Here is a 21,368-nt window from a genome sequence, read left to right on the forward strand (position 1 = left end):
TCCGGATCGCGCGGACGGGGGCCGGCCGCACGACGGGCCCAGGGTGGACGCGTGCAGGACGGACGTCTTCCTCACCCCGTGTCGCGGGACTGGCGCCGGCCGCGTAGGGCGCGGAGCAGGGGTGGCGACTCCCACGCCGGTTCCGCGCCGCCGTGCCACCGTTCCAGGTCCGGAGCCTCCAGCCGCGGCTTGCCGGACAGGTACAGGACGCATCCGCCGACGAATCCGATGACAGCGATGGCCAGGCAGATCCCGAGCGCGTCGACGGTGCCGGACGTCGGACCGGCGCCGAGAGTACCGGCCAGGAACACCAGGATCGGAGCGGTGAGGAAGGCGGTGACGGCCCGGGACAGCTCGATCAGCGCGAACGCACGCTGCAGCAACTGTGCTCGCAGCGACAGGCCGGCGATGAACAGGGCGGGAGCGACCGACGCCGCCACGCCCAGTCCGATGAGGCCGGTAATCGCGGCCATGACCGGACCGATCCCGGGAAGCGCGACGATCAGTAGTACGGCGGCTGCCACCACCATCAGCAGCCCGCCCAACGCCAGCGGCGGGATGAACCGGGTGCGGAACAGCGCGGCGAACAGCGCGGCGATCGCGACGGCGGCGATGACCTCGGGTATGAAGATGATGGCGGTGGTGGTGGGGGAGGACCGACGCAGCACCGTCAGGAGCAGTTCCGTGACGCCGAAGGCGGCGGCGCTCGTCGTGGTCGCGACGAAGATTCCCGCGACCGGGACCGAGGTGCTCATCGCCTTGACGGGTACGAGCGGGTTGGGCCGCCGGTATTCGTAGGCGACCAGGAGCGCGAGCAGTGCGGCTCCGGCGACGAGCGGGACCACCGACCGCGGGTTGGCCTTCATCGTGGCCTGCAGTTCGCCGGCTCCGAAGAAGGCCGCCGCACAGCCGGTGACGCCCAGTACCAGAGCGACGATGTCCCACGGTGCGCCGGGATCCTGGGGCGGATCGTCGCGGAAGGTCAGCACGGACAGCAGCAACGCCGTGACGGCCACCGCGGCGACGCACCAGAACAGCACCCGCCAGCCGTGCGCGGCCGCCTGCAGCCCGCCCACGGTGGGGCCGACGGCCACGGCGCCGAAGATGCAGAGGTTCAGGATGCCGGCGCTGGTCGGGATCTTGCGCGCCGGCCAGACGGTGACCAGTGGTGGTACCGCCGCGATCAGCATCAGACTGGTCAGCAGACCCTGGGCGATGAAGGCCACGATGAACACGGGGGCATTCGGAGCCGAGGCCGCGAGGATGGACGCCACCGCGAAACACGCCTCGTAACCGACGAGCAGCCGCCGCGGCGGGAAGTGCAGCGCGAGTTGAGCCGCCAGCAGGGTACCGACAGCGTAGGCGCCGGCGGAGAGGCTGACGGCCATGTCCAGGGTGGAGCGTGAGGTACCGAGACCACGCGACATGAGTTTGTCCAGCGACAGGATGGCCACCGTGAGGACCAGGTACGGGACCAGAGAGCAGACCACGAGGGCCACGGCTCCGGGGTAGCTTTCGGCGAGAGGCCCGCGGCGCACGCGTGCCCTCTACCCGGCATGGCACCGAATAAACCGACCTTCCGCGGGTGTCTGGTTCCGGAGGCCGGCATATCCTCGGGCGGGCACCGTTTGCATCCCTGGAAGGAGCGGGCAGCGTGAGGATTGTCGTCATCGGCGCGACCGGTCATGTCGGGGGCTACCTGATACCACGGCTGGTGGCGGCCGGGCACGACGTGGTCGCGGTCAGCCGCGGCACGCAGATCCTCTACCGCCAGCACCCCGCGTGGGAGAAGGTGACCCGCGTTCTCATCGACCGCGACAAGGAAGAGCTCGCGGGGCGATTCGGCGAGCAGATCGCCGACCTGAACGCGGACGTCGTGGTGGACATGGTCTGCTTCACGCGCGCGTCGGCCGAACACCTCGTCGACGCCCTCCGCGGTCGAGCACGACTGCTGGTCAGTTGCAGCACCATCTGGGTTCACGGAACCCTGAGCGAGGTTCCGGCCGGTGAAGAAGCCGACCTCCAGGCGTGGGGCGAATACGGTCTCGGCAAGCTCGACATGGAACGGTTCCTGTTCGACCAGTCCTCGCGGCCCGGAGGACTGCCCACCGTGATACTCCGTCCCGGACACATCAGCGGTCCCGGTTGGGCCGCGATCAACCCGGTGGGCAACCTCGACGTCGAGGTATGGGAGACGCTCGCCGCCGGACGGCGGCTGCTCGTGCCGAATCTGGGTCTGGAGACGCTGCACCATGTCCACGCGGACGACGTGGCGCAGGCGTTCGAACTCGCGATCGCCCGCCACGCCGAGGCCGCAGGCGAGGCGTTCCACGTCACGTCCGAGCACGCCCTGACCGTCCGCGGCTTCGCGACGGCGGTCGCCGGCTGGTTCGGGCGGCGAGCCGACCTCGAATTCGTACCGCTTGAGGAGTTCGTTCGGCGCTCGGACGCGGAGCACGCGATGATCAGCAGTGAGCATGTCACGCGGAGTCATTCGGTGAGCATCGCGAAGGCTCAGCGGCTCCTGGGCTACCGTCCGCGGTACACGTCGTTGCGGGCCGTCGCCGAGTCCGTCAAGTCGCTCAGCGATGCCGGGCGCGTGCACCTGGACGACAGTGCCTTGGCCGGTTTGACGGAGGTGGCCGGTTTGACGGAGGCGGCCGGTCTGACGGCGGCCGCGGAGGGCTGACGGCCACGCCGTAAGCGGTAAGCCGAGAGCCGTCAGCCGAGAGCCGCAGGCCGTAGGCCCCGATTCGCTCGACGCCATGCCGAGCCCGATCAGCGCTCGGCCGGCCGTACCACGTAGCGGCCGAGGCTCTTCCGGTCGTGCCGCACACGAGGCCGGGCCAGGCGGTGCTCCGCCGAGCGGTTGCCGCCCGTGTGGGTGCCCGGATCGGGGTGGTGGACCGGGTGGCCGTGCGGCGCCGGGGCGGGGCGGGATGCCGGATCGGCGCGGGCCGCCGTCGCCGGGTCTGTCGAATCGGCGGAGCCGGCGATCGCGTCGAGGGAGGCACGCGCCTGGCGTTCGAGCGGCCGCGAGCCGATGCCGGCCGCGATGTCCAGCGCCTCGCGCGCCCGCCGCGCCGCGCGTTCCGGCCGGCCGAGCAGGGCCAGGGTGCCGGCGAGGTCCACCAGCGTCTGGGCCTCCAGCTGGCGGTCGCCGATCTCACGGGCAGCGCCCAGCGCCCGGTCGTGACAGTTCAGGGCGTCCTCGGCGGCGCCGAGCCTGGCACGTACCGTGCCGATGGTGCTCCAGGCGATGGCCTCGAAGCGGGCGTCTCCGGTCTCCTGGGCCAGGCGCAGCGCCCGCTCGGCCAGCGGGAGCGCCTCGGCATGCTCTCCCGCGTCCCGCCGGGTGGCGGCCAGGATCCGCAGGGTGTCCGCCTCGTTGCGGCGGTCCCCGATCGCGCGGTGCAGATCCAGCGCGCGGGTCAGGTACCCGGCGGCGTGGCGCAGGTGCCCGACCCGTTCGCCGGTACCGGCGGCGGCGCGGGCCACCTCGCCGTGCGCGACACCCAGGTTGGCCAGGGTGACCGCCTCGCCGGCCACCCGGCCGGCCTGCCGGTGCAGCGTGAGGGCCTGGGTGAGCAGGTCGATGGTGTCCAGCGGTCGGCCGTCCACCCAGTGAATCCGGGCGAGGTTGTTCAACGCGACCGCGTGGCAGTGGGTCCAGCCGGCCTCCCGGGCCAGCGCGGCCGATCTCGTGTAGTGCCGGGCGGCCTCGTCGAACCGGGTGTGGAAGTCGTGCAGGGTACCGAGCCCGAGATGCGCCGCGGCCTGCGCGGCCGGGTCGGCCTCGGCCTCGGCGGCGGCGAGCGCGGCGTCGTTGACGACCTGCCAGTCCGCCGTCGCGGTCCGGACCCGGAAGAACCCCTGCAACGCGTCGGCGAGTTGCCAGGCGGCCCGGCGGTGGTCGTGGCGGCCCAGCTGGACGACGGTGGCGACGAGGTTGCGCCGTTCGGCGTCCAGCCAGGACAGCGCCTCCTCGGCCCCGGAGAACGGGTCGGGATCGGAGGATCTGGACAGTGTGCAGGGCAGGTAGAGCACGTGTGGGTACAGCAGGCGGGCCGCCGGGACGGCACGGTCCAGGTAGTGCTCGGCGAGCCGGGCGAGAGCACACCGCCGCCGGTCCGCCCCGTCCTGCCGGTCGGCCAGCTCGCCGGCGTAGAGGCGCAGCAGGTCGTGCACCGCGTACCGGCCGGGCGTGTGCTCGTCAGCGAGGTGCCGGTCGGCCAGCCGGGACAACAGCGCCCCGGCCTCGACCGGACTGGTGCCGGCCAGTGCGGCGGCGGCACCGGGCGTGACGTCCGGGCCCGGTACCAGGCCGAGACACCGGAACATCCGTTGCTGCGGCTCCGGAAGCGCCGCGTACGAGAGGTCGAAGGCAGCGCGTACCGCGGTGTCGTCGTCGCCGTCGACGGCCAACCCGGCGAGCCGGTTGCCGGCCTCCAACCGGGCGACGTGGTCGGCGATGCGGTGCCGCGGCCGGGCGATCAGGTTGGCGGCCACGATCCGCAGGGCCAGCGGCAGGTACGCGCACAGTCCGGCAAGGCGCGCGGTGGCGGCCGGCTCGGCGTCGACACGGGATTCGCCGAGCATCCGGCGCAGCAGCGCGACGGCCTCGTCCGGTGCCAGCGCGTCCAGGGTGAATTGGCGGGCGCCGTCGCGAGCGATCAGGCCCGGGAGGTGGTGCCGGCTGGTGACCAGGGCCAACGATCCAGTGGTACCGGGCAGCAGCGGCCGCACCTGATCGGAGCGGGCCGCGTTGTCCAGCAGTACCAGCACCCGGCGCCCGGCGAGCCGGCTGCGGTACAGGGCGGCAGCCTGGTCGAGGTCGTCGGGGACATCGTCGGCCGGTACCCCGAGCGCGACGAGGAAGCCGGTGAGCGCGTCGATCGGGCGCACCGGCCCCGGGGCGTACCCGTGCAGGTTGACGTACAGCTGGCCGTCGGGGAACCGGTCGCGTACCCGGTGCGCCCAGTGCACGGCGAGCGCGGTCTTGCCGACCCCGCCCATGCCATCGATCGTCGAGATGACGACGGTACCCGCGGCACCGCCACCGGGCAGGAGCTCGTCGAGCTGCCGCAGGTACCCGTCGCGGCCGGTGAATCCGGCGACGTCCGGCGGCAACTGGGCCGGAGCGACCGGAACGGCCGGCACGGGAGCGGCCGGCACGGCGTCCGGCACGGCAACGGCCGGCGCAGCGCCCGGCGATGTGGCGTCCGGCGATGTGGCGTCCGGCATAGCGGCATCTGGCGAAGTGGCGGCGGGCACGTGCCCGCGCAGCACCCGCAGATGTGCCTCGCGCAGTTCGCGCCCCGGCTCGACACCCAACTCCGCGTCCAGCCGCGCCCGGACCGTCTCGAACAGCTCCAACGCGGCCGCTTGCTGCCCGCAGCCGGCCAGCGCCACCATGAGCCGGGCGGCCACCCCTTCGTGCAGCGGCTCGTCGGCGGCGATCACGCGCAACGGGCCCGCCGCCTCCGCGCACCGGCCCTGTGCGAGGGCGAGGTCGGCGTGGTCCAGCGCGATCGAGACCCGCTTCGCCGCCAGCGCGACCGCAGCCGGGTGCTCGCGCAGCCGCGGACCGGCGTCGACGAGGACGGGGTCGCGCCAACGGATCCAGGCGGCGGCCAGCGCCTCGCGGGCGGTGTCGGGATCGCCGGCCCTGCGGGCTCGCCGTGCCCGGGCCAGGAAGTCGTCCACGGCCGCCAGGTCCAACTCGTCCCGGCTTAATTCGATCCGGTACCCGCCGGCCGTGCGGCGCAGCCGGGTCGCGGGCGCCCGCCGCTTGCGCTCCGGCTCGAGCAGCCTGCGCAGCGCGGCGACGTAGCCGTGGACGAGTTGGCGGCAGGTACGCGGCGGTTCGTCGCCCCACAGCACGTCGATGATCTCGGTGACCGGCACCGTCCGGCCCTGCTGCAAGGCGAGCACACCGAGCAGTCCGCGCAGCATGGCTGACTCGATCCCGGCCGGCCGGCCGTCGAGACTCGCCGACAGCGGACCCAGTATCCGTACCCGCAGCCCGGCGTCCGGGCCCGGGTCGTGCGGCGGGCTTGCCGCGGTCGGGACACGATCCCGGTCCCGGCCCGGCTCGCGGCTCGTCTGCCCGCCCGGGTCGTGGTTGGTGTCCGTGCCCGCGCCGGTGTCGACGGCCGCGGCCGGCACGGTCCCTGTGGGCGTCGTCTTCGCGGGCGCGGGGACAGCGGGCGCGGGGACAGCGGGCGCGGGGACAGCGGGCGCGGGGACAGCGGGCGCGGGGACAGCGGGCGCGGGGCCGGCGGGGGCCGGCAGGCCGAGCAGTGCCGCCAGGTCGTCGCCGGTCAGGCCGAGCGCGACGGCCAACCGCCGCAGCGAAGAGGCGTGCGGGCGGGTCACCCGGCCCTGCTCGATGTAGCGCAGCGCGCGGATGCTCACCTGCGCGCGCCGGGCCAGGTCCTCCTGGGTCAGTCCGGCACGGAAACGGTGTTGGCGCAGCAGTTCACCGGTGCTGGGGATGGTCATGTGGGCAGGCTCGATTCCCGGGACACCACCGATGCCCGGTGTTCCGGGCGAGCCGATCTTGCCGGTTTTTGCCGGCCGGCTGCTAGCCGGGTGGCGCCAACCCGACACCGGCACCGGCGATCGGGTGTCGGCTGCCCGACCCGGCCGCGACGGAAGTGCTGGCCGCGCGGGTGCGGTCCCGAAGTCTCCGGGGGAGCGGAGTTGCCGGCAGTCCGGCTCCAGTCCCGCGCGCAGTAGCCGCCCCTACCTTCGTTACATCGGCAGCGGCGAATGACCGCTGAACAAACCACGAAGGGGTACCACTCATGACGAAGTTCCTGGCCCGCCGGCTGTCCACCCCGCGCCGCACGTGGGTGCGTCGCGGCATCGGCGGCCTGGCCGTCGCTGTCGCCGGAGTGGCGGGGCTGCTCGGTGTCACGACCGGCGCGGCGAACGCCGCGTCCGGGTTCACCGTCCGGCTCGACCCGACGTCCAACCCGTTCCTCGCGGTAGAGGTTGCGGGCGCGTCCAACGACTGGGGGGCCAGCGTCGACCAGTGGTCCATCAACTGGGGTGCCAACCAGGCATGGACGTTCACCCCGACCAGCGGCGGTTACGAGATCATCAACAAGCAGAGCAACCAGTGCCTCACCACGGACAACGTGGCCGGCGACACCGTGTACCAGTTCCCCTGCGTCGGCGCGACCACCCAGGTCTGGAGCACCAGCCTGTCGCCCAACAACCTGCTCGGGTACTCGATCAAGAGCGTTTCCAGCGGCCTCTACCTGGATGTGAACGGCGGCAGCGGCTCTCAGGGTGCCGCGATCGACACCTGGTACTGGAACGGCGGCTACAACCAGTACTTCGTCGCCACGACCGTCTGACCCTCCGACCAGTCTGGCTCGGCGCGTCTGACGCCGCGCGACGAGCAGACGGGTCGCTACCGGCCAGGGCCGCCCCGACGGGCGGCCCATCGGCTGTTTCCGTCCCCGACCGCGCAGACCCGGGTATCCCGGGAATCCATCGACTTGAGATGCATCTCCGAGAGATGTAATGTCACGCGTCGTGGACGCGCTGGATCTGTACCTGCTGGGGCGGCGGCTCGCGAAGGCCGGCGAACTGGCTCTGCAAGGCCGCGGGGCCGGAGGCATGCCACCCGCCCTGGCCCTGGTGCTCGGCGACGTGTTGAGTCATCCGGACAGCTCGATCAGCCAGATCACCGACCGGACCGGTTTCCCGCAGAGCTACGTGTCGAAATCGGTCAACCGGCTGCGGGAGCTGAACGTCGTCGAGACCGTGACCGACCCAGCCGATGGTCGCCGTACCCTGGTTCGCGCCAGCCGCGCGGCATCCAGGCGGATCGAGAAACGGGCGAAGGCGCCGTTCGACGCGGTGCTGGTCGACGCGTTGGGCGCCGCGGATCCGCAGGCGCTGGCCGAAGTCCGGGAAGCGCTGGAGTTGCTGGTGAGCCGGCTCGTTCCCGCCGGCGCTCGCACCCAGAGCCCTCGTACCCAGAGCCAGAGCAGGGCCCGATGACCGGCGGCGACGGCACGGCGTCGGGTGGCCTTCGCGGCGCGATCGCGCGAGCTTCTGGAGCGGACGTCATGACACGTGCACGTCGCACCCGGACCCTGCTCGCCGTGATCCTCGCGGCGGCCACGCTGCTGCTCGCGCCCTCGGCGACGGCGGCAACCGCGACCCCGACCGTGTTGAGGGCGGAAGCGGTACCCGACCCGCTGGTCACCGGCCCGGTCAGCGGCGGATCGGGCCGGCCGGTGACGTCCTCGCCGGTACCGCTCGGTCCGTCGGGGTACGTCGAACAGGAGTGGTTCCTGTCCGGCACCGCGACCGGCTACACACAGGCCGGCAACTGGGGCAGCGATGGACGGTGGGCGGTCCAGCCAGCCGAACAGGCGGCATACCGGACCCGCATCCTGGTGCGCCGCCCGGCCGATCCCGCCCGGTTCAACGGGACCGTCGTGGTGGAATGGCTCGACCTGCCGGGGGCGCAGGACGGCGTCGACCTCGACCCGGACTTCCTGTACGAGCATGCCGAACTGCTTCGTGCCGGGTACGCCTGGGTGGGGGTGTCGGCCCAGGAGCAGGGGGTGTCCTCCTTGCGTAGCCTCGACCCCGACCGGTACGGGACGCTGAACCATCCCGGGGACACCTTCTCCTACAGCATCTTCTCCCAGGCCACGCAGGCTCTGCGCCACCCACGCGGCGGGGATCCGCTGGGCGGGTTGCGGCCCAGTGCGTTCATCGCCGACGGCTACTCGGGATCGTCGGCCCGAATGGTGACGTACACCAACGCGATCCAGCCCATCGACCACCTCTTCAACGGCGTCCTCATCCACAGCCGCTGGGCCCGCTCCGCGCCGATCTCACAAACACCGCAGGCGCAACAGCCGGCGCCACCGATCGTCGAGACCCGCACCGACCTCCGGGCACCGGTGCTCACCGTGGAGACCGAGAGTGAAATCCTGCAGACGTATTCTCTGCATCCGATGTTGAACTACTACCCGGCCACCCAGGCCGACAGCCGCGGCTTCCGGCTCTGGGAGGTGCCGGGCACCTCTCACGTGGACGCCGGCCTCGACGCCTTGCTGGCTAAGGAGACCGGCTCTCCGGTCACGCCCTGCGCCCTGCCGGCGAACGACGGTCAGGAGGAGGCCGTGATGGACGCGGCACTCGCCCGGCTCAACCGCTGGGTCCGCACCGGTACCGCCGCGCCGCGAGCGCCCCGCATCCGGGTCGGGGCCGACGCCTCGGCGATCGCCCGGGACGGGTACGGCAACGCTCTCGGCGGCGTGCGTACCCCTTCCCTGCAGGCCCCGACCTCGACCCTGACCGGGGCCGGCAACACCGGCGCCAGCCCGCAGTGCGAGATCGAGGGCACCACCACACCGTTCACCGGAGCGCAGCTTCGGGCCCTCTACCCCACGCACACCGCGTACGTGGCGGCGGTGACCCGGGCCGCCGACCGTGACGTGGCAGCCGGATTCCTCCTGCCCCTGGACGCGGCCGAACTCATCTGGACCGCGGACCGCACTGGGGCTGCCCCCACCGTTCTTCCACCCGGCAGCGGCATCGTCTGTGCGGTCTGCCGTGACTAGCGTCGGCGGGCATGAGTTCACCAGCAAACCATCCCGGCGAACCGCCATCGCCCCTCGGCCGGTCGTCCAGGCGGCGTCCGCCACGGGTGGCCATCGTCTTCGCTGCCGCACTCGCCGTCGTCGCGGCCGTCGGGGTCGCTACGCAGACTCGCGCCCAGGCGCTCGTCGACCCCGGACAGGCCGTTGACCCGGGCACCTCGTGCCCGCAGATGTCCGGGGTGTCAAGCGACTGCGGCACGATAACGGTGCCGCTCGACCGCGCCGACCCGGCGGCCGGGCAGACAGCGGTGCGGTACCTGCTGCTGCGCCACCGTGGCACCGGACGGTCCACCGGCACGGTGGCGCTCAACGAGGGCGGCCCGGGCATCGCCTGGATCTCCGCCCTGGCGCAGCAGCCGCAAGCGTTCCTGGCCCAGTTCGGAGCCCTTCTCGACACCCACGATCTGCTCCTGGTGGAGCCGCGCGGCACCGGCGGATCGGGGCCACAGCGGTGTCGCGCGCTGTCGATAACGAACATCCCGTCGGTACGCTCACAACTCGTGGACGCGGTGGCGGCGTGCGGCCAGGAACTCGGCACCGACACCCGGTTCTACACCACTGCCGCTACCGCCGACGATCTCGACGCGGTCCGGGCGCACCTGGGCATCGACAGGCTCGACCTGCTCGGCGAGTCGTACGGCACCTACCTCATGACCGTGTACGCGCAACGACATCCGCAACGGGTGCGCTCCGTCATCCTGTCCAGTGCCATGCCGCTGGACCTCGACATGTGGCAACGCCCCAACGCACAGGCGATGCGCCGGGCGATCGACCTGATGTGCCAACGCAGCGGCGGAAAGTGCGACGGCAACCGGGTACTCGCCGGCCTCGGTACCCTGGCCGACCGGCTGCACACCCGGCCGGTGCCGTACGACGCCCCCGACGGCCCACGGACGATGGACGACACCACGCTGGCCGCCCTCACCTACGACCTGGTCGGAGTCCGCGACCAGATGGGGCAGCTGCCCGGCATGGTCACGGCGGCGCTGCACGGCGACTACGAACCGCTGACCACGGCGGCCGCCGCGGTGTTCCCGCCCCCGCCGAGCGACCACGCCCCGAGGCAGGCCGGGCCGTCCACGTCGCCGACCGGTCCGACCCCGCCCGAAAGCACCCCGCCCGAAAGCACCCCGGCCGAAAGCACCCCGCCCGAAAGCACCCCGGCTGACAGCACGCCGCCCGACAGCCAGGCCGCGGACGACATCTACGGACTGGTGACCTGGGCCTCGGTGAGTTGCAACGACTACCCGACACTGTGGAACCGACGGGCACCGGTGACAGCCCGCACCCGCCAATACGAAAAGGCCCGTGACCGGTTGGACCCGGCGACGTTCGCCCCGTTCACCCCGCGGGCGTGGACGGACGGCATCTACAACGCCGGGGACTTCTGCCTCCGCTGGCCGGATCGCGACGGCCCGACACAGGCAACCGACCTACCGCTGCCGGACGTGCCGGTGCTCGTCCTCTCCGGCGACCTGGACGCGAACACGCCGACCGCGGACGGCCGGACAGCGGCCCGGCAGTTCCCGCACGCCCAGCTGATCGAGGTACCCAACACCGGCCACGTACCGGAGGCCGACCCGCAAGCCAACTTCTGCGTGACCGGACTGCAGTCGCGATTCTTCGCGAGTGGGAAGGTCACCGACACCGGTTGCCTGGCCACGATCCCGCCGATAGCCGTCCCGTAGCCGAGGCGCCGGCCCGGGCCAAACGCGTCGAGGCGGCGCCGGCCCGGGCCGAACGTAGACGAGGCGGCACCGGCCCGGGCCGAACGCGGCCGCATCCGGGAGCGTCAGGCTCCGGGCCGGTCGTCCATGGAGCCGCGCAGCCCGCCGACCACCCGGGACGCGACCCGTCCCAACCGGTCGGGGATCGCGTGGCCGGGGCTCGCCTCGAAGCTGGCCTCGTCCAGCAGGTCCTTGACCATCTCCAGCGCGATCCGGTAGCGGTTGGGGGTGCCGGCGCGCAGCGCCTCGGTGAGCTTGCGGACCTGGTCCTTCTTCACCGTCGCTGGCATCGGTGGCTCGTGGGGATCGACGACACATTCGATGATCACCGGGCCGTCCAGCCGTAGCGCCTCCGCCAGCTGTTCCCGGCAGCGGGTCGGGTCCTCGATGCGTACCCCGCGGGCACCGCACGCCTCGGCGAACTTCACGAAGTCCAGCGGTGCCATGTCGACCCCGTACTCGGGGTTGCCGAGAAAGACCATCTGCTCCCACTTGATCAGGCCCAGGGTGTCGTTGCGGATCACCACAATCTTGATGGGCAGCCGATGCTGAACGGCGGTGAGGACATCCCCCAGTTGCATGGTGAGTGAGCCGTCCCCGGTGAACACCGCGACCTGCCGATCGGGGTAGGCGACCTGGGCGCCGATGGCGTAGGGCAGTCCGGCGGCCATCGAGCAGTTGGTACCGGAGAAGCTGAACTGCTGGCCGCGGCGCAGCTTGACCTGCCGTGCCACCCAGGTGGTGACGGTGCCGGAGTCACCGCAGATGATGGCATCGTCGGCCAGGGCATCGCTCAGTGCCCGGGCCGGCACCTGAGGCTTCATCGGAGTGTCGGTGTCGGTGCCGCGCTCGTCCATCAGGTCCCACCACTGTCGCATGCCCTGCTGCGCCTGGGTCAGGAACGCGCGGTCGTCATTGCGGGTCAGCAGCGGTCGCAGCGCGGCCAGTGTGGCACGCGCGTCGCCGGCCAGCGGTACGTCCACCGGGTGACGCAGCCCGATACGTTCCGGCTTGTCGTCGATCTGCACGCAGACCGCCTGCCCCGGTTTCGGGTAGTACTCGATGTACGGCATGGTGGAGCCGACGATCAGCAGCGCGTCACAGCGTTCGAGCGCCTGCTCGGAAGGCAGGGAGCCGACGAGCCCGATCGGGCCGGTGGTGAACGGGGAGTCGTCGGGCACGCAGTCCTTGCCCAACTGCGCCTTGATGATGGGTGCGCCGAGCACGTCGGCGACGGCCTCGAGTTCGTCCCCGGCGCCACGGGCACCCGCTCCGGCGAGGATCGCCACCCGGGTACGGCCGGCCAGCGCTTGGGCCGCCGCCTCCAGGTACGGACCCGGTGGCACCCGTACCGGAGGGCGGAAGGTGGTGGAGGTGTGGCCGGGCACGTTGCGCATGGAGCGGGAGCCGGAGCCGGCGGGCGCGGCCTGGTAGTCGATCGGGAATGCCAGGTGCGCCGGCCCCCGTTCCGCCAACGCGGTGCGCACCGCGAAGTCGACGACGTTGGTGACGTGCGCCGGACCCATGATGCGCTGGTTGTAGACGGCGACATCGTTGAACAGGTAATCGGTGTTGATGTCCTGCAGGTAGCTGGTGCCGATCAGATCGTGGTACGACATGCCCGTCACGGCCAGCAGCGGCGCCTGCTCCACACGTGCGTCTATCAGGCCGTTGAGCAGGTGGACGGCGCCCGGGCCGGAGGTGGCGAAGCAGACGCCGAGCCGGCCGGTGAACTTCGCGTAGCCCACCGCGGCCATCGCCGCGACCTCTTCGTGCCGCATGTGCACATACCTGATCTTGTCGCGTCGTTTGCGCAACGCGTCCATCAGGCCGTTGATGCCGTCACCGGGTAGGCCGAAAATCGTGTCGACGTCCCACTCGATGAGGCGGTTCACCAGGGCGTCCGCCGCGGTCTCCGATTCAGCCACTGCCCTCTCCTGTCGTTTGTCGGTCAATGCCGGAGCCCGCGGTACCGGCGTGCCGCCGCCAGGCCCGCCACCAGTACGCCCGCCCCGACCGCCAGCCGGGCCCCCCGGGAAGCGGTGCGCGAGGACACCGGATCGGTGGTGGGCCGGTGCGTCTCCGGATATGCCGCGGGCGGCTCCGCTCCCTGACGCATCGCGATCGCCAGGACCTCGGCCAGGTGCATGGCTTCCCGGTCGGTACCCCCGGAAATCTGTGCCTGGCAACTGAATCCGTCCGCCACGATCAGTGTCGACGGGTCGGTCGCGCGGATGGCCGGCAGCAGCACCCGCTCGCCGGCCGCGATCGACACCCGGTACTTTTCCCCCGCCTCGTACCCGAAGCTGCCCGCCATGCCGCAGCAGCCGGCGTCCGGTTGTTGGACGCGCAGTCCCATCCGTCGCAGCACCTCTGAGTCGGCGGCGAAGCCCATCACCGCGTGGTGGTGGCAGTGCGGCTGAACCAGAGCGGCGCGATCGAGCCGGGGTATCGGCCAGTCCGGGGCGCGCAGAGTCAGGAACTCGGCGAGAGTGAAGCTCTGCGCGGCCAGCCGCCGGGCGCGGGCATCGTCGGGGTAGAGGTTGACGAGCTCGTCCCGGAATACCGCCAGGCAGCTCGGCTCCAGCACCACCATCGGCGTACCGAGGTCGATTTCCGGACCCAGGACGCGCAGGATCCGGCGCAGATAGCGGCGGGCGAGCGACAGCATGCCGTAGTCGTAGAGCGGCCGCCCGCAGCACAGCGCCGCGGCCGGATGCACCACCTGGTACCCGGCGGCCTCGAGCACCTCGACCGCGGCGACACCGACGCGCGGCCGGAAGAAGTTGGTGAAAGTGTCCGGCCACAACAGGACGCGGCCCTTCTCCGGAGCGCTCGGGCGTTGGCCTCGCGCCCATTCGGCGAACGTCGCCGAGGCGAATCGCGGCGCGTCCCGTTGAACGGCGATGCCGCCGGCCGCCTTGACGAGGTCGCCGAGCAGTGGGGTGTGAGTCGCCGCGTTGGCCAGCAGCGGGCCGTGGGAAGCCAACCGCGCCCACACGTTGATCAGTCCGAGTGCGTACGCCTGGCGGGGGCGCGGCCGACCCGCGTAGAAGTGGTGGAGAAACTCCGCCTTGTACGTCGCCACGTCGACCTGGACCGGACAGTCTCTCCGGCAGCCCTTGCAGGACAGGCACAGGTCGAGTGCCTCCTTCACCTCCGGGCTGCGCCATCCGCGCGTCAGGCTTCCGGAACCGTCCGCCATCTCCTGCAGCAGCCGGGACCGGCCCCGGGTGCTGTGCCGCTCCTCCCGGGTCACCATGAAGCTCGGGCACATCACCCCGCCCTCCAGGTGCCGGCACTTGCCGACGCCGAAGCAGCGGCCGACGGCCTCGGAGAAGGCGCCCCCGTCCTGCGGGTACCGGAAGGCCGTGACCAGTTGCCGCGGCCGGTAGTCCGGGCCCTCGCGAAGATGCGAGTCCAACGGGTACGGGTCCATCAGCTTGTGGGGATTCATCCGGCCGTCCGGATCCCACACCCGCTTGAACTCCTCGAACGCCGCCATCAGCCGGGGCGGGAACATCCGCTGCCACAGCTCCGCGCGGCCGTGCCCGTCGCCGTGCTCGCCGGACAGCGCGCCGCCGAACGACGCGACCAGGTCCGCGGCCTCCTCCATGAACCGCCGGTACGTCGCGATCCCCTCGGTGGTACGCAGGTCGAAGTCGATCCGGCAGTGCACGCAGCCCTGTCCCCAGTGGCCGAAAATCACTCCGTGGTACCCGAACCGGTCCAGTAGCCGCACGTACGCGCGCAGGTAGTCGCCCAGCACCTGGGGTGCCACCGCGGCGTCCTCCCAGTTCGGCCATCCGGCGTGACCGCCCAGACCGACCGGCATCCGGCTGCTGCCCACCGCTTCGTTGCGTACCCGCCACAGCGTGGCCTGCTCGCCCGGTTCCCGGTAGAGCCGGTGGCTCGGCGCGGAGTCTCGCCGGTCGAGGGCGGCAACCAGACTCTGTCCCGCGGCGGCGGCCTCGGCCGGCGAGTCCCCGCCGAACTCCACCAGCAACCATCCCTTGCCCGGAGGCAGCATCCCGATCCCCGCCGGCTCCATCCGCTTCGCGCGCAGGTTGGCCACGACGTGTTCGCTGAAGAACTCCACCCCGATCGGGCCGAAGCCCAGCAGCCACGGAACATCGTCGGCGGAGGAGGGGACGTCCGGGTATCCCAGAACCACCGTGGCCCGGTGCGGCGCCCACGGTATGAGCCGGCACCGGGCCTGGAGGGTCAGCGCGAGTGTCGACTCCGAGCCGACCAGCGCCCGTGCCACCTGGAAGCCGTTTTCCGGCAACAGCTGATCCAGGTTGTAACCGGAGACGCGGCGGGGAATGTCCGGCATCCCAGACCTGATCACGTCCGCGTACGTGTCGCGGATGTGCCGCATGCCGGCGTAGATCGCGCCGCGACGGCCTCCCGCCGCGATGATCCGCTCCAGCTCCGCCTCGTCCGTGGCGCCCACCCGCATCCGGACACCGTCGTAGGTCACCACCTCCAGCTCATCGACGTTGTCCACCGTCTTGCCGGCCACCAGAGAGTGGGTGCCGCACGAGTTGTTGCCGACCATTCCGCCGATCGTGGCGTGGTCGTGGGTGGCGGGATCGGGCCCGAACGTCAGGCCATGCTCCCCGGCGGCGGCGCGGAGCTGGTCGCAGATCACTCCGGGCTGCACCCGAGCCTGCCGCCGGTCACGGTCCAGCTCGACGATCTCGTTGAGGTACTTCGAGAAGTCGAAGCAGACCGCTTCGTTGACGGTCTGCCCGGCCAGCCCGGTGCCGCCGCCGCGGCCGAACACTGGCGCGCCGAACCGGCGGCACACCTCCAGGGAGGCTTCGACATCCGCGGCGTGCCGGGGCACCACGACACCGATCGGGCGCTGCCGGAAGATCGACCCGTCGTAGGCGTACAGGGCGCGGTCGCCCAGTCCGAACCGCACCTCTCCCTCGACGACCCCGGTCAGGGCATCGCGCAATTCCCGCGCGTACGACGGCGACTCTTGGCCCTCAGCCTCTACCGCGTTCACCGATCACCTCGGCATCAACCCCGCACAACCGGGACGTCGGCCGCCCCCACCAGGACGAGCGCTACCCCTTTCGGCATCGGCAAAACGGCCATCAACCGTGCGATCGGCCCGTTCCTCCGGCGAGCCGGGAAGTCCGACACGGAACGGTAACGAGCCCGATCGAGTCCTTGACACGGCTCCCTGACTACGTAGACAGTGATGGACACGAAAACCTGACTGCGTAGTCAGAGCGTGGGTGGAGGCGGCGTGAGCGAGGGCCGGGACGGGGCCGTGGGCTCGGGCGAGGGCCAGAGCCGGGACACGGGCGCGGGCCAGGGCGCGGGTGAGGGCATGGTCGACGGCATGGTCGTCGAGCCGGATCCTCATGGCCGCCGTCCGGGAAGCACGGACGTGGCGAGGCTGGCCGGCGTCTCGCAGAAGACGGTGTCGAGGGTCTTCAACGGCGAGCGCTACGTCACCGAGGAGGTGCGGGAGCGCGTCCTCGACGCGGCCCGGCGGCTCGGCTACCGGCCCAATCGAGCGGCCCGCGCGCTGAAGCTCGAGCGTAACCACCGGATCGGTGTGGTCTCGCTGGGCAGCGCGCTCTTCGGTCCCTCATCGCTGCTCGTGTCGCTGGAGCGTGCTGCCCGGAACACCGGCTATGCCCTCAGCATCGTGAACACGATCGAGGGCGCCCGCGGCAGCATCGCCGAGGCGGCCCAGAGCCTGCTGAGCGAGGGTGTGGACGCGATCGTGCTGTCGGAGCCGATCGACGAGGGGGAGGCCCCTCTGCGCGTCGACGTTCCGGTTCTGACCATCGGCCGTGCTCCGTCGGTCGTGGCGCCGGTCGTCCTGACCGTTCTCGAAGAGGAGGGCGGGGATCTGGCCGGGTCGGCCGTGCGGCATCTGCTGTCGTTGGGGCATGTCACGGTCCACCACCTCGCCGGCCCGCAGCGCTGGTGGGCGTCGCAGGGCCGGCTGGAGTCGTGGCGCCGGGCGTTGGAGAGCGCCCGGGCCCCGGTGCCCGTGCCGCTGGAGGGGGACTGGACGCCCGAATCGGGCTACCGCCTGGGTCACGAACTGGCCCGCGACGGCGAGGTGACCGCGGTCTTCGCCGCCAACGACGACATGGCGATCGGCCTCATCCGCGCTCTGGTCGAGACCGGACGGCGCGTGCCCGACGACGTGAGTGTGGTGGGCTTCGACGACATTCCGGTCGCGGCCTACCTGACACCGCCGCTGACGACCGTCCGGCCCGACAACGCTCTGCTCGCCGAGGTGGGACTGCGGCGGCTGCTTGACCAGCTGAAGAACCCCGGGTGCTCACCGGCTGCGTTCCCCGCGTCGATGTACCAGCTGATGGTCCGGGAGTCGACCGCACCACCTCCGGATCGACGGGACAGGGGGGTGCCGCGCATGGCCTGAGTCTCTCGCCCACCGCTCCAGATTCTTGCCGCATCACCCAGCGAAGTTTCCGCCGTGCCACACGGCGACGTAGCGCCTCCGGACCCCGAGGATCGCGCTGCCATTTCTCGTGAGTACCGATTGCTGCCTGTCATCACGCGAATGTGAACGCTCACAATTCGCGGGCATCGCCTCATCCGCACGCTTCGCTTCGTGCCCTCAACGAGGAGCTTGTGTCATGCCCATCTCAACACGGCGCTTCAGCCGCCGGAATCTGCTGTCGGTCGTGTCCGCGTCGGCTCTGGCGGGCGTGGCGGCCACGGCCTGCGGCGGAGCGTCCGGACAGAACTCCACGGCGCCCGGCGCACCGGTGAGCCAGTCCGACATCGACAAGGCCATGAAGACCGCGACCACGTTGACGTTCTGGACCTGGGTGCCGGACATCAGCAAGGAGGTCGACGTCTTTCGGCAGAAGTACCCGGCCATCAAGGTCAATGTCGTGAATCCCGGCCAGGGGACACCGGCGTACACCAAGCTGAGGACGGCGCTGAAGGCGGGCAAGGGCGCGCCGGACCTCGCGCAGATCGAGTACCAGTACATCCCGACCTTCTCCATCACCAAGAGCCTCGTCGACCTGCGCCCCTACGGAGCCGATGCGCTCAAGTCGACGTTCGTGGACTGGGCCTGGGGTCAGGTAACCGGCGCCAATGGCGAGGTCTGGGGCTATCCGCAGGACACCGGGCCGATGGGGATGCTCTACCGGGCCGACATCTTCGCCCAGTACGGCGTCGGCGTACCCAAGACCTGGGACGAGTTCGCCGCGGCCGCGCAGAAGCTGCACGCCGCCAATCCCTCCGTCTATCTGACCAACCTCGCCGACAACGAAGCCGGTGTCTGGCACGGCCTGCAGTGGCAGGTCGGCGCGAAGCCCTACACCGTCAACGGCACGAAGGTCGGACTCGACGTCAACGACGAGGCATCGAAGAAGCTCGCGAGTTTCTGGGGCAGCCTCAACCAGCGAGGGCTCATCTCGGCGGACCCCGACTTCACCGACGGCTGGTACCAGGGCCTGGAGAAGGGCAAGTACGCGACCTGGCTCACCGCCGCCTGGGGTCCCGTGTTCCTGAGCGGAAGCGCGAAGTCCACAGCCGGCAAGTGGCGGGCGGCACCGCTGCCACAGTGGAGCGCCGGCGCGAACGCGTCGGGCAACTGGGGCGGCTCGACCACGGCCGTCGTGCAGGGCACCAAGAATCCGATCGCGGCCGCGAAGTTCGCCGAGTTCCTCAACACCGACCCGACGACCACCAAGATGTTCAACACCGAGCAGAGCTTCTTCCCGGCGACGAAGGCACTGCTCGCGGATCCGTCGTTCATCGGCCAGCAGGCGTCGTTCTACAGTGGACAGACGGTGAACAAGGTCTTCGCCGACATCAGTGACAGCGTGGACACTTCGTTCCAGTGGCCGCCGTTCCTCGACGAGTCGGTCAACGACTGGACCGACACGGTGGGCAAGGCGCTCGGTGACCGCACCGACCTGTCGGCCGCCGCGGGCCAATGGCAGTCACGGCTGGCCACCTACGCCAAGGCTCAGGGCTTCCAGGTTCAGGGGTAGCGACCGTGTTGCTCGCCGGCCCGGCCGCCCAGCCCGCGCGGTGCGGCGCCTACACCGCACGAGGAGGCGAACTTCCGTGACCATCACCACCGGCACCAGTCCGGCCCAGATCCAGGCGGCGGGAAGGCAACGCTGGACGAAGAGGCGACGCCGGTCGGAGAGGCAACGCCGGTCGGAGAGGCGGCGGTCGACGGGCGGGGTCAGCCAAGCCAACCGAGGCTATCTGTTCGTCGCTCCGTTCCTCATCTTCTTCCTCGGCCTGTTCCTGCTTCCGCTGCTCTACGCGGCGTATCTCAGCCTGTTCCGAGAGCGGCTCGTCGGCGGCACGACCTTCGTCGGCCTCGGCAACTACGCCAGAGCCTTCGGCGACGACCGACTGATCGGCGGCGTCCTGCGCGTGGCGCGGTTCTTCCTTTTGCAGGTTCCCATCATGCTCGGGTTGGCGTTGCTCGCCGCGCTCGCGATCGACAGCGGTTTGCTGCGCCTCTCGAAGGTCTTCCGGCTCAGCATCTTCGTTCCGTACGCCGTGCCCAGTGCGGTCGCCGCGCTCATGTGGGGCTACCTGTACGGTCCCGACTACGGCCCCTTCGCCCAGCTCGCTCACCGGATCGGCACCGGGGTTCCGCAGTTCCTGACCGCGAGCCACATGCTCGGCTCCCTGGCGAACATCGTCACGTGGGAGTTCACCGGCTACGACATGATCATCTTGTACGCCGCGCTGCGGTCCATCCCGCAGGATCTGTACGAGGCCGCGGCGGTCGACGGCGCCGGAGCCTGGCGTATCGCGTGGAGCATCAAGATTCCCGCCCTGCGCCCTGCCCTGCTGCTCTGCCTGCTCTTCTCGGTCATCGGCAGCTTCCAGCTGTTCACCGAGCCGAATCTCGTCCAGCGTCTCGCGCCGAACGTCATCGACAGCGCCTACACGCCCAACCTCTACGCGTACAGCCTGGCCTTCACCAGTCAGGACGTGAACTACGCGGCGGCGGTCTCGTTCCTGCTCGGCCTGGTCATCGTGGTCGCCTCGTACGTCGTCCTGTTCGCCACCAGCCGGAGGGCCCGGTCATGACCACCGTCCCCACCACGCCGTCCGCGCGCGGCACGAGGCGCCGGCACAGCAACCTGCTGCTGATCGGCATGCTGGCGCTGTTCGCCTACTTCCTCCTGCCGCTGTTCTGGCTCTGCGTCGCGGCCACGAAGACCACCGGCGACCTGTTCTCCACGTTCGGGCTCTGGTTCGGCCACACGCTGTCGCTGTTCTCCAACGTCCGCGAGACGTTCACCCACAACCACGGCGAGTACGGCCGCTGGCTGGCCAACACGTTCGTCTACTCGGTCGTCAGCGCCGGCGGCGCGGCCTTCCTCGCCACCCTCGGCGGCTATGGATTCGCCAAGTACCGGTTCCGCGGCAACAGCCCGATGTTCGCCGCCGTCCTCGGTTCGGTGATGGTGCCGACGACCGCGCTGGCCATCCCGACCTACGTCCTCTTCAGCAGGGTCGGTCTGGTCAACACCCCGTGGGCCATCATCCTGCCGTCGCTGGTCAGCCCGTTCGGCCTGTACCTGATGCGGATCTACGCGCAGGACGCCATCGAGGACAGCCTCCTTGAAGCGGCCCGGATCGACGGGGCGGGCGAGTTCCGGATCTTCTTCCGGATCGTGCTGCGCAGCCTCGCGCCCGGCATCGTCACCGTGCTGCTGTTCACTCTCGTGGCCACGTGGAACAACTACTTCCTGCCGCTGATCATGCTCAACAACCCGAATCTCTACCCGATCACCGTCGGTCTGAGCTCCTGGTCGGCGCAGGCGTCCGGCGGCAGCGGCTCGGACCCCGACCTGCTCTCGCTGGTCGTCACCGGATCCCTGCTGTCGGTCGTCCCGCTGATCGCGGCCTTCCTGCTCCTGCAGCGCTACTGGCAGTCCGGTCTCAACGCCGGCGCGGTCAAGCAATAGCGCACGCCGACTCCAGAGCTCGTCAGACCTGTCAACGGGAG

Annotated in this window: 13 protein-coding genes; 9 read left to right on the forward strand and 4 right to left on the reverse strand. The window is 70.9% G+C overall.

Annotated features, from left to right (window positions below):
* Positions 1–71: 71 nt before the first annotated feature.
* Positions 72–1,499 carry an MFS transporter gene (locus Raf01_RS17055; protein WP_203918887.1) on the reverse strand — a complete coding sequence of 476 codons (1,428 nt, stop codon included), beginning with the start codon at positions 1,497–1,499 and terminating at the stop codon, positions 72–74.
* Positions 1,500–1,654: 155 nt separating this feature from the next.
* Between Raf01_RS17055 and Raf01_RS17060 the strand changes: the two genes are divergently transcribed.
* Positions 1,655–2,689, forward strand: coding sequence for an NAD-dependent epimerase/dehydratase family protein (locus Raf01_RS17060; RefSeq protein ID WP_203918888.1), 1,035 nt, complete (start codon positions 1,655–1,657; stop codon positions 2,687–2,689).
* Between the two features lie 89 nt (positions 2,690–2,778).
* On the opposite strand, the gene Raf01_RS17065 is transcribed toward Raf01_RS17060, so the two are convergent.
* Positions 2,779–6,504 (reverse strand): BTAD domain-containing putative transcriptional regulator, encoded by a 3,726-nt coding sequence (locus tag Raf01_RS17065; RefSeq protein ID WP_203918889.1) that lies wholly within the window; start codon positions 6,502–6,504, stop codon positions 2,779–2,781.
* A gap of 305 nt (positions 6,505–6,809) precedes the next feature.
* On the opposite strand from Raf01_RS17065, the gene Raf01_RS17070 reads away from it, so the two are divergent.
* The 4 genes from Raf01_RS17070 (at position 6,810) to Raf01_RS17085 (ending at position 11,326) form a co-directional block, all read left to right on the forward strand.
* Positions 6,810–7,367 (forward strand): RICIN domain-containing protein, encoded by a 558-nt coding sequence (locus Raf01_RS17070; protein WP_203918890.1) that lies wholly within the window; start codon positions 6,810–6,812, stop codon positions 7,365–7,367.
* A gap of 181 nt (positions 7,368–7,548) precedes the next feature.
* Entirely contained in the window at positions 7,549–8,019 is a 471-nt protein-coding gene (locus tag Raf01_RS17075) for a MarR family winged helix-turn-helix transcriptional regulator (RefSeq protein ID WP_203918891.1), read from the forward strand.
* A 68-nt stretch (positions 8,020–8,087) separates the two neighbouring features.
* The gene (locus Raf01_RS17080; protein ID WP_203918892.1) at positions 8,088–9,599 is read left to right on the forward strand and encodes an alpha/beta hydrolase domain-containing protein; all 1,512 of its coding nucleotides are present in this window, start codon (positions 8,088–8,090) and stop codon (positions 9,597–9,599) included.
* 11 nt (positions 9,600–9,610) lie between these two features.
* Positions 9,611–11,326, forward strand: coding sequence for an alpha/beta hydrolase (locus Raf01_RS17085; RefSeq protein WP_203918893.1), 1,716 nt, complete (start codon positions 9,611–9,613; stop codon positions 11,324–11,326).
* 104 nt (positions 11,327–11,430) lie between these two features.
* On the opposite strand, the gene Raf01_RS17090 is transcribed toward Raf01_RS17085, so the two are convergent.
* Together Raf01_RS17090 and Raf01_RS17095 are read right to left on the reverse strand one after the other, a co-directional pair.
* Positions 11,431–13,293, reverse strand: a complete 1,863-nt coding sequence (locus Raf01_RS17090; protein WP_203918894.1) for a thiamine pyrophosphate-dependent enzyme — start codon at positions 13,291–13,293, stop codon at positions 11,431–11,433.
* A 23-nt stretch (positions 13,294–13,316) separates the two neighbouring features.
* The gene (locus Raf01_RS17095; protein WP_203918895.1) at positions 13,317–16,382 is read right to left on the reverse strand and encodes an FAD-binding and (Fe-S)-binding domain-containing protein; all 3,066 of its coding nucleotides are present in this window, start codon (positions 16,380–16,382) and stop codon (positions 13,317–13,319) included.
* Between the two features lie 246 nt (positions 16,383–16,628).
* On the opposite strand from Raf01_RS17095, the gene Raf01_RS17100 reads away from it, so the two are divergent.
* The 4 genes from Raf01_RS17100 to Raf01_RS17115 all read left to right on the forward strand — a co-directional run bounded on the left by Raf01_RS17100 (position 16,629) and on the right by Raf01_RS17115 (position 21,327).
* Positions 16,629–17,786, forward strand: coding sequence for a LacI family DNA-binding transcriptional regulator (locus Raf01_RS17100; RefSeq protein ID WP_203918896.1), 1,158 nt, complete (start codon positions 16,629–16,631; stop codon positions 17,784–17,786).
* Positions 17,787–18,003: 217 nt separating this feature from the next.
* A complete protein-coding gene (locus tag Raf01_RS17105; protein WP_203918897.1) occupies positions 18,004–19,377 on the forward strand; it encodes an ABC transporter substrate-binding protein in 1,374 nt (457 codons plus the stop codon).
* A 76-nt stretch (positions 19,378–19,453) separates the two neighbouring features.
* Positions 19,454–20,443, forward strand: coding sequence for a carbohydrate ABC transporter permease (locus tag Raf01_RS17110; RefSeq protein ID WP_239133672.1), 990 nt, complete (start codon positions 19,454–19,456; stop codon positions 20,441–20,443).
* The gene (locus Raf01_RS17115; RefSeq protein WP_239133673.1) at positions 20,440–21,327 is read left to right on the forward strand and encodes a carbohydrate ABC transporter permease; all 888 of its coding nucleotides are present in this window, start codon (positions 20,440–20,442) and stop codon (positions 21,325–21,327) included. The genes Raf01_RS17110 and Raf01_RS17115 overlap by 4 nt, the downstream gene beginning before the upstream one ends.
* Positions 21,328–21,368 lie beyond the last annotated feature (41 nt).

The organism is Rugosimonospora africana (genome assembly GCF_016862975.1).
Classification (GTDB): domain Bacteria; phylum Actinomycetota; class Actinomycetes; order Mycobacteriales; family Micromonosporaceae; genus Rugosimonospora; species Rugosimonospora africana.

What these genes read in the sequence shown, in the direction of transcription:
- Raf01_RS17080 (WP_203918892.1), top strand. Translation starts at nt 8,088, where the DNA reads ATGACACGTGCACGTCGCACCCGGACCCTGCTCGCCGTGATCCTCGCG.
- Raf01_RS17085 (WP_203918893.1), top strand. Translation starts at nt 9,611, where the DNA reads ATGAGTTCACCAGCAAACCATCCCGGCGAACCGCCATCGCCCCTCGGC.
- Raf01_RS17115 (WP_239133673.1), top strand. Translation starts at nt 20,440, where the DNA reads ATGACCACCGTCCCCACCACGCCGTCCGCGCGCGGCACGAGGCGCCGG.
- Raf01_RS17105 (WP_203918897.1), top strand. Translation starts at nt 18,004, where the DNA reads ATGCCCATCTCAACACGGCGCTTCAGCCGCCGGAATCTGCTGTCGGTC.
- Raf01_RS17070 (WP_203918890.1), top strand. Translation starts at nt 6,810, where the DNA reads ATGACGAAGTTCCTGGCCCGCCGGCTGTCCACCCCGCGCCGCACGTGG.
- Raf01_RS17065 (WP_203918889.1), bottom strand. Translation starts at nt 6,504, where the DNA reads ATGACCATCCCCAGCACCGGTGAACTGCTGCGCCAACACCGTTTCCGT.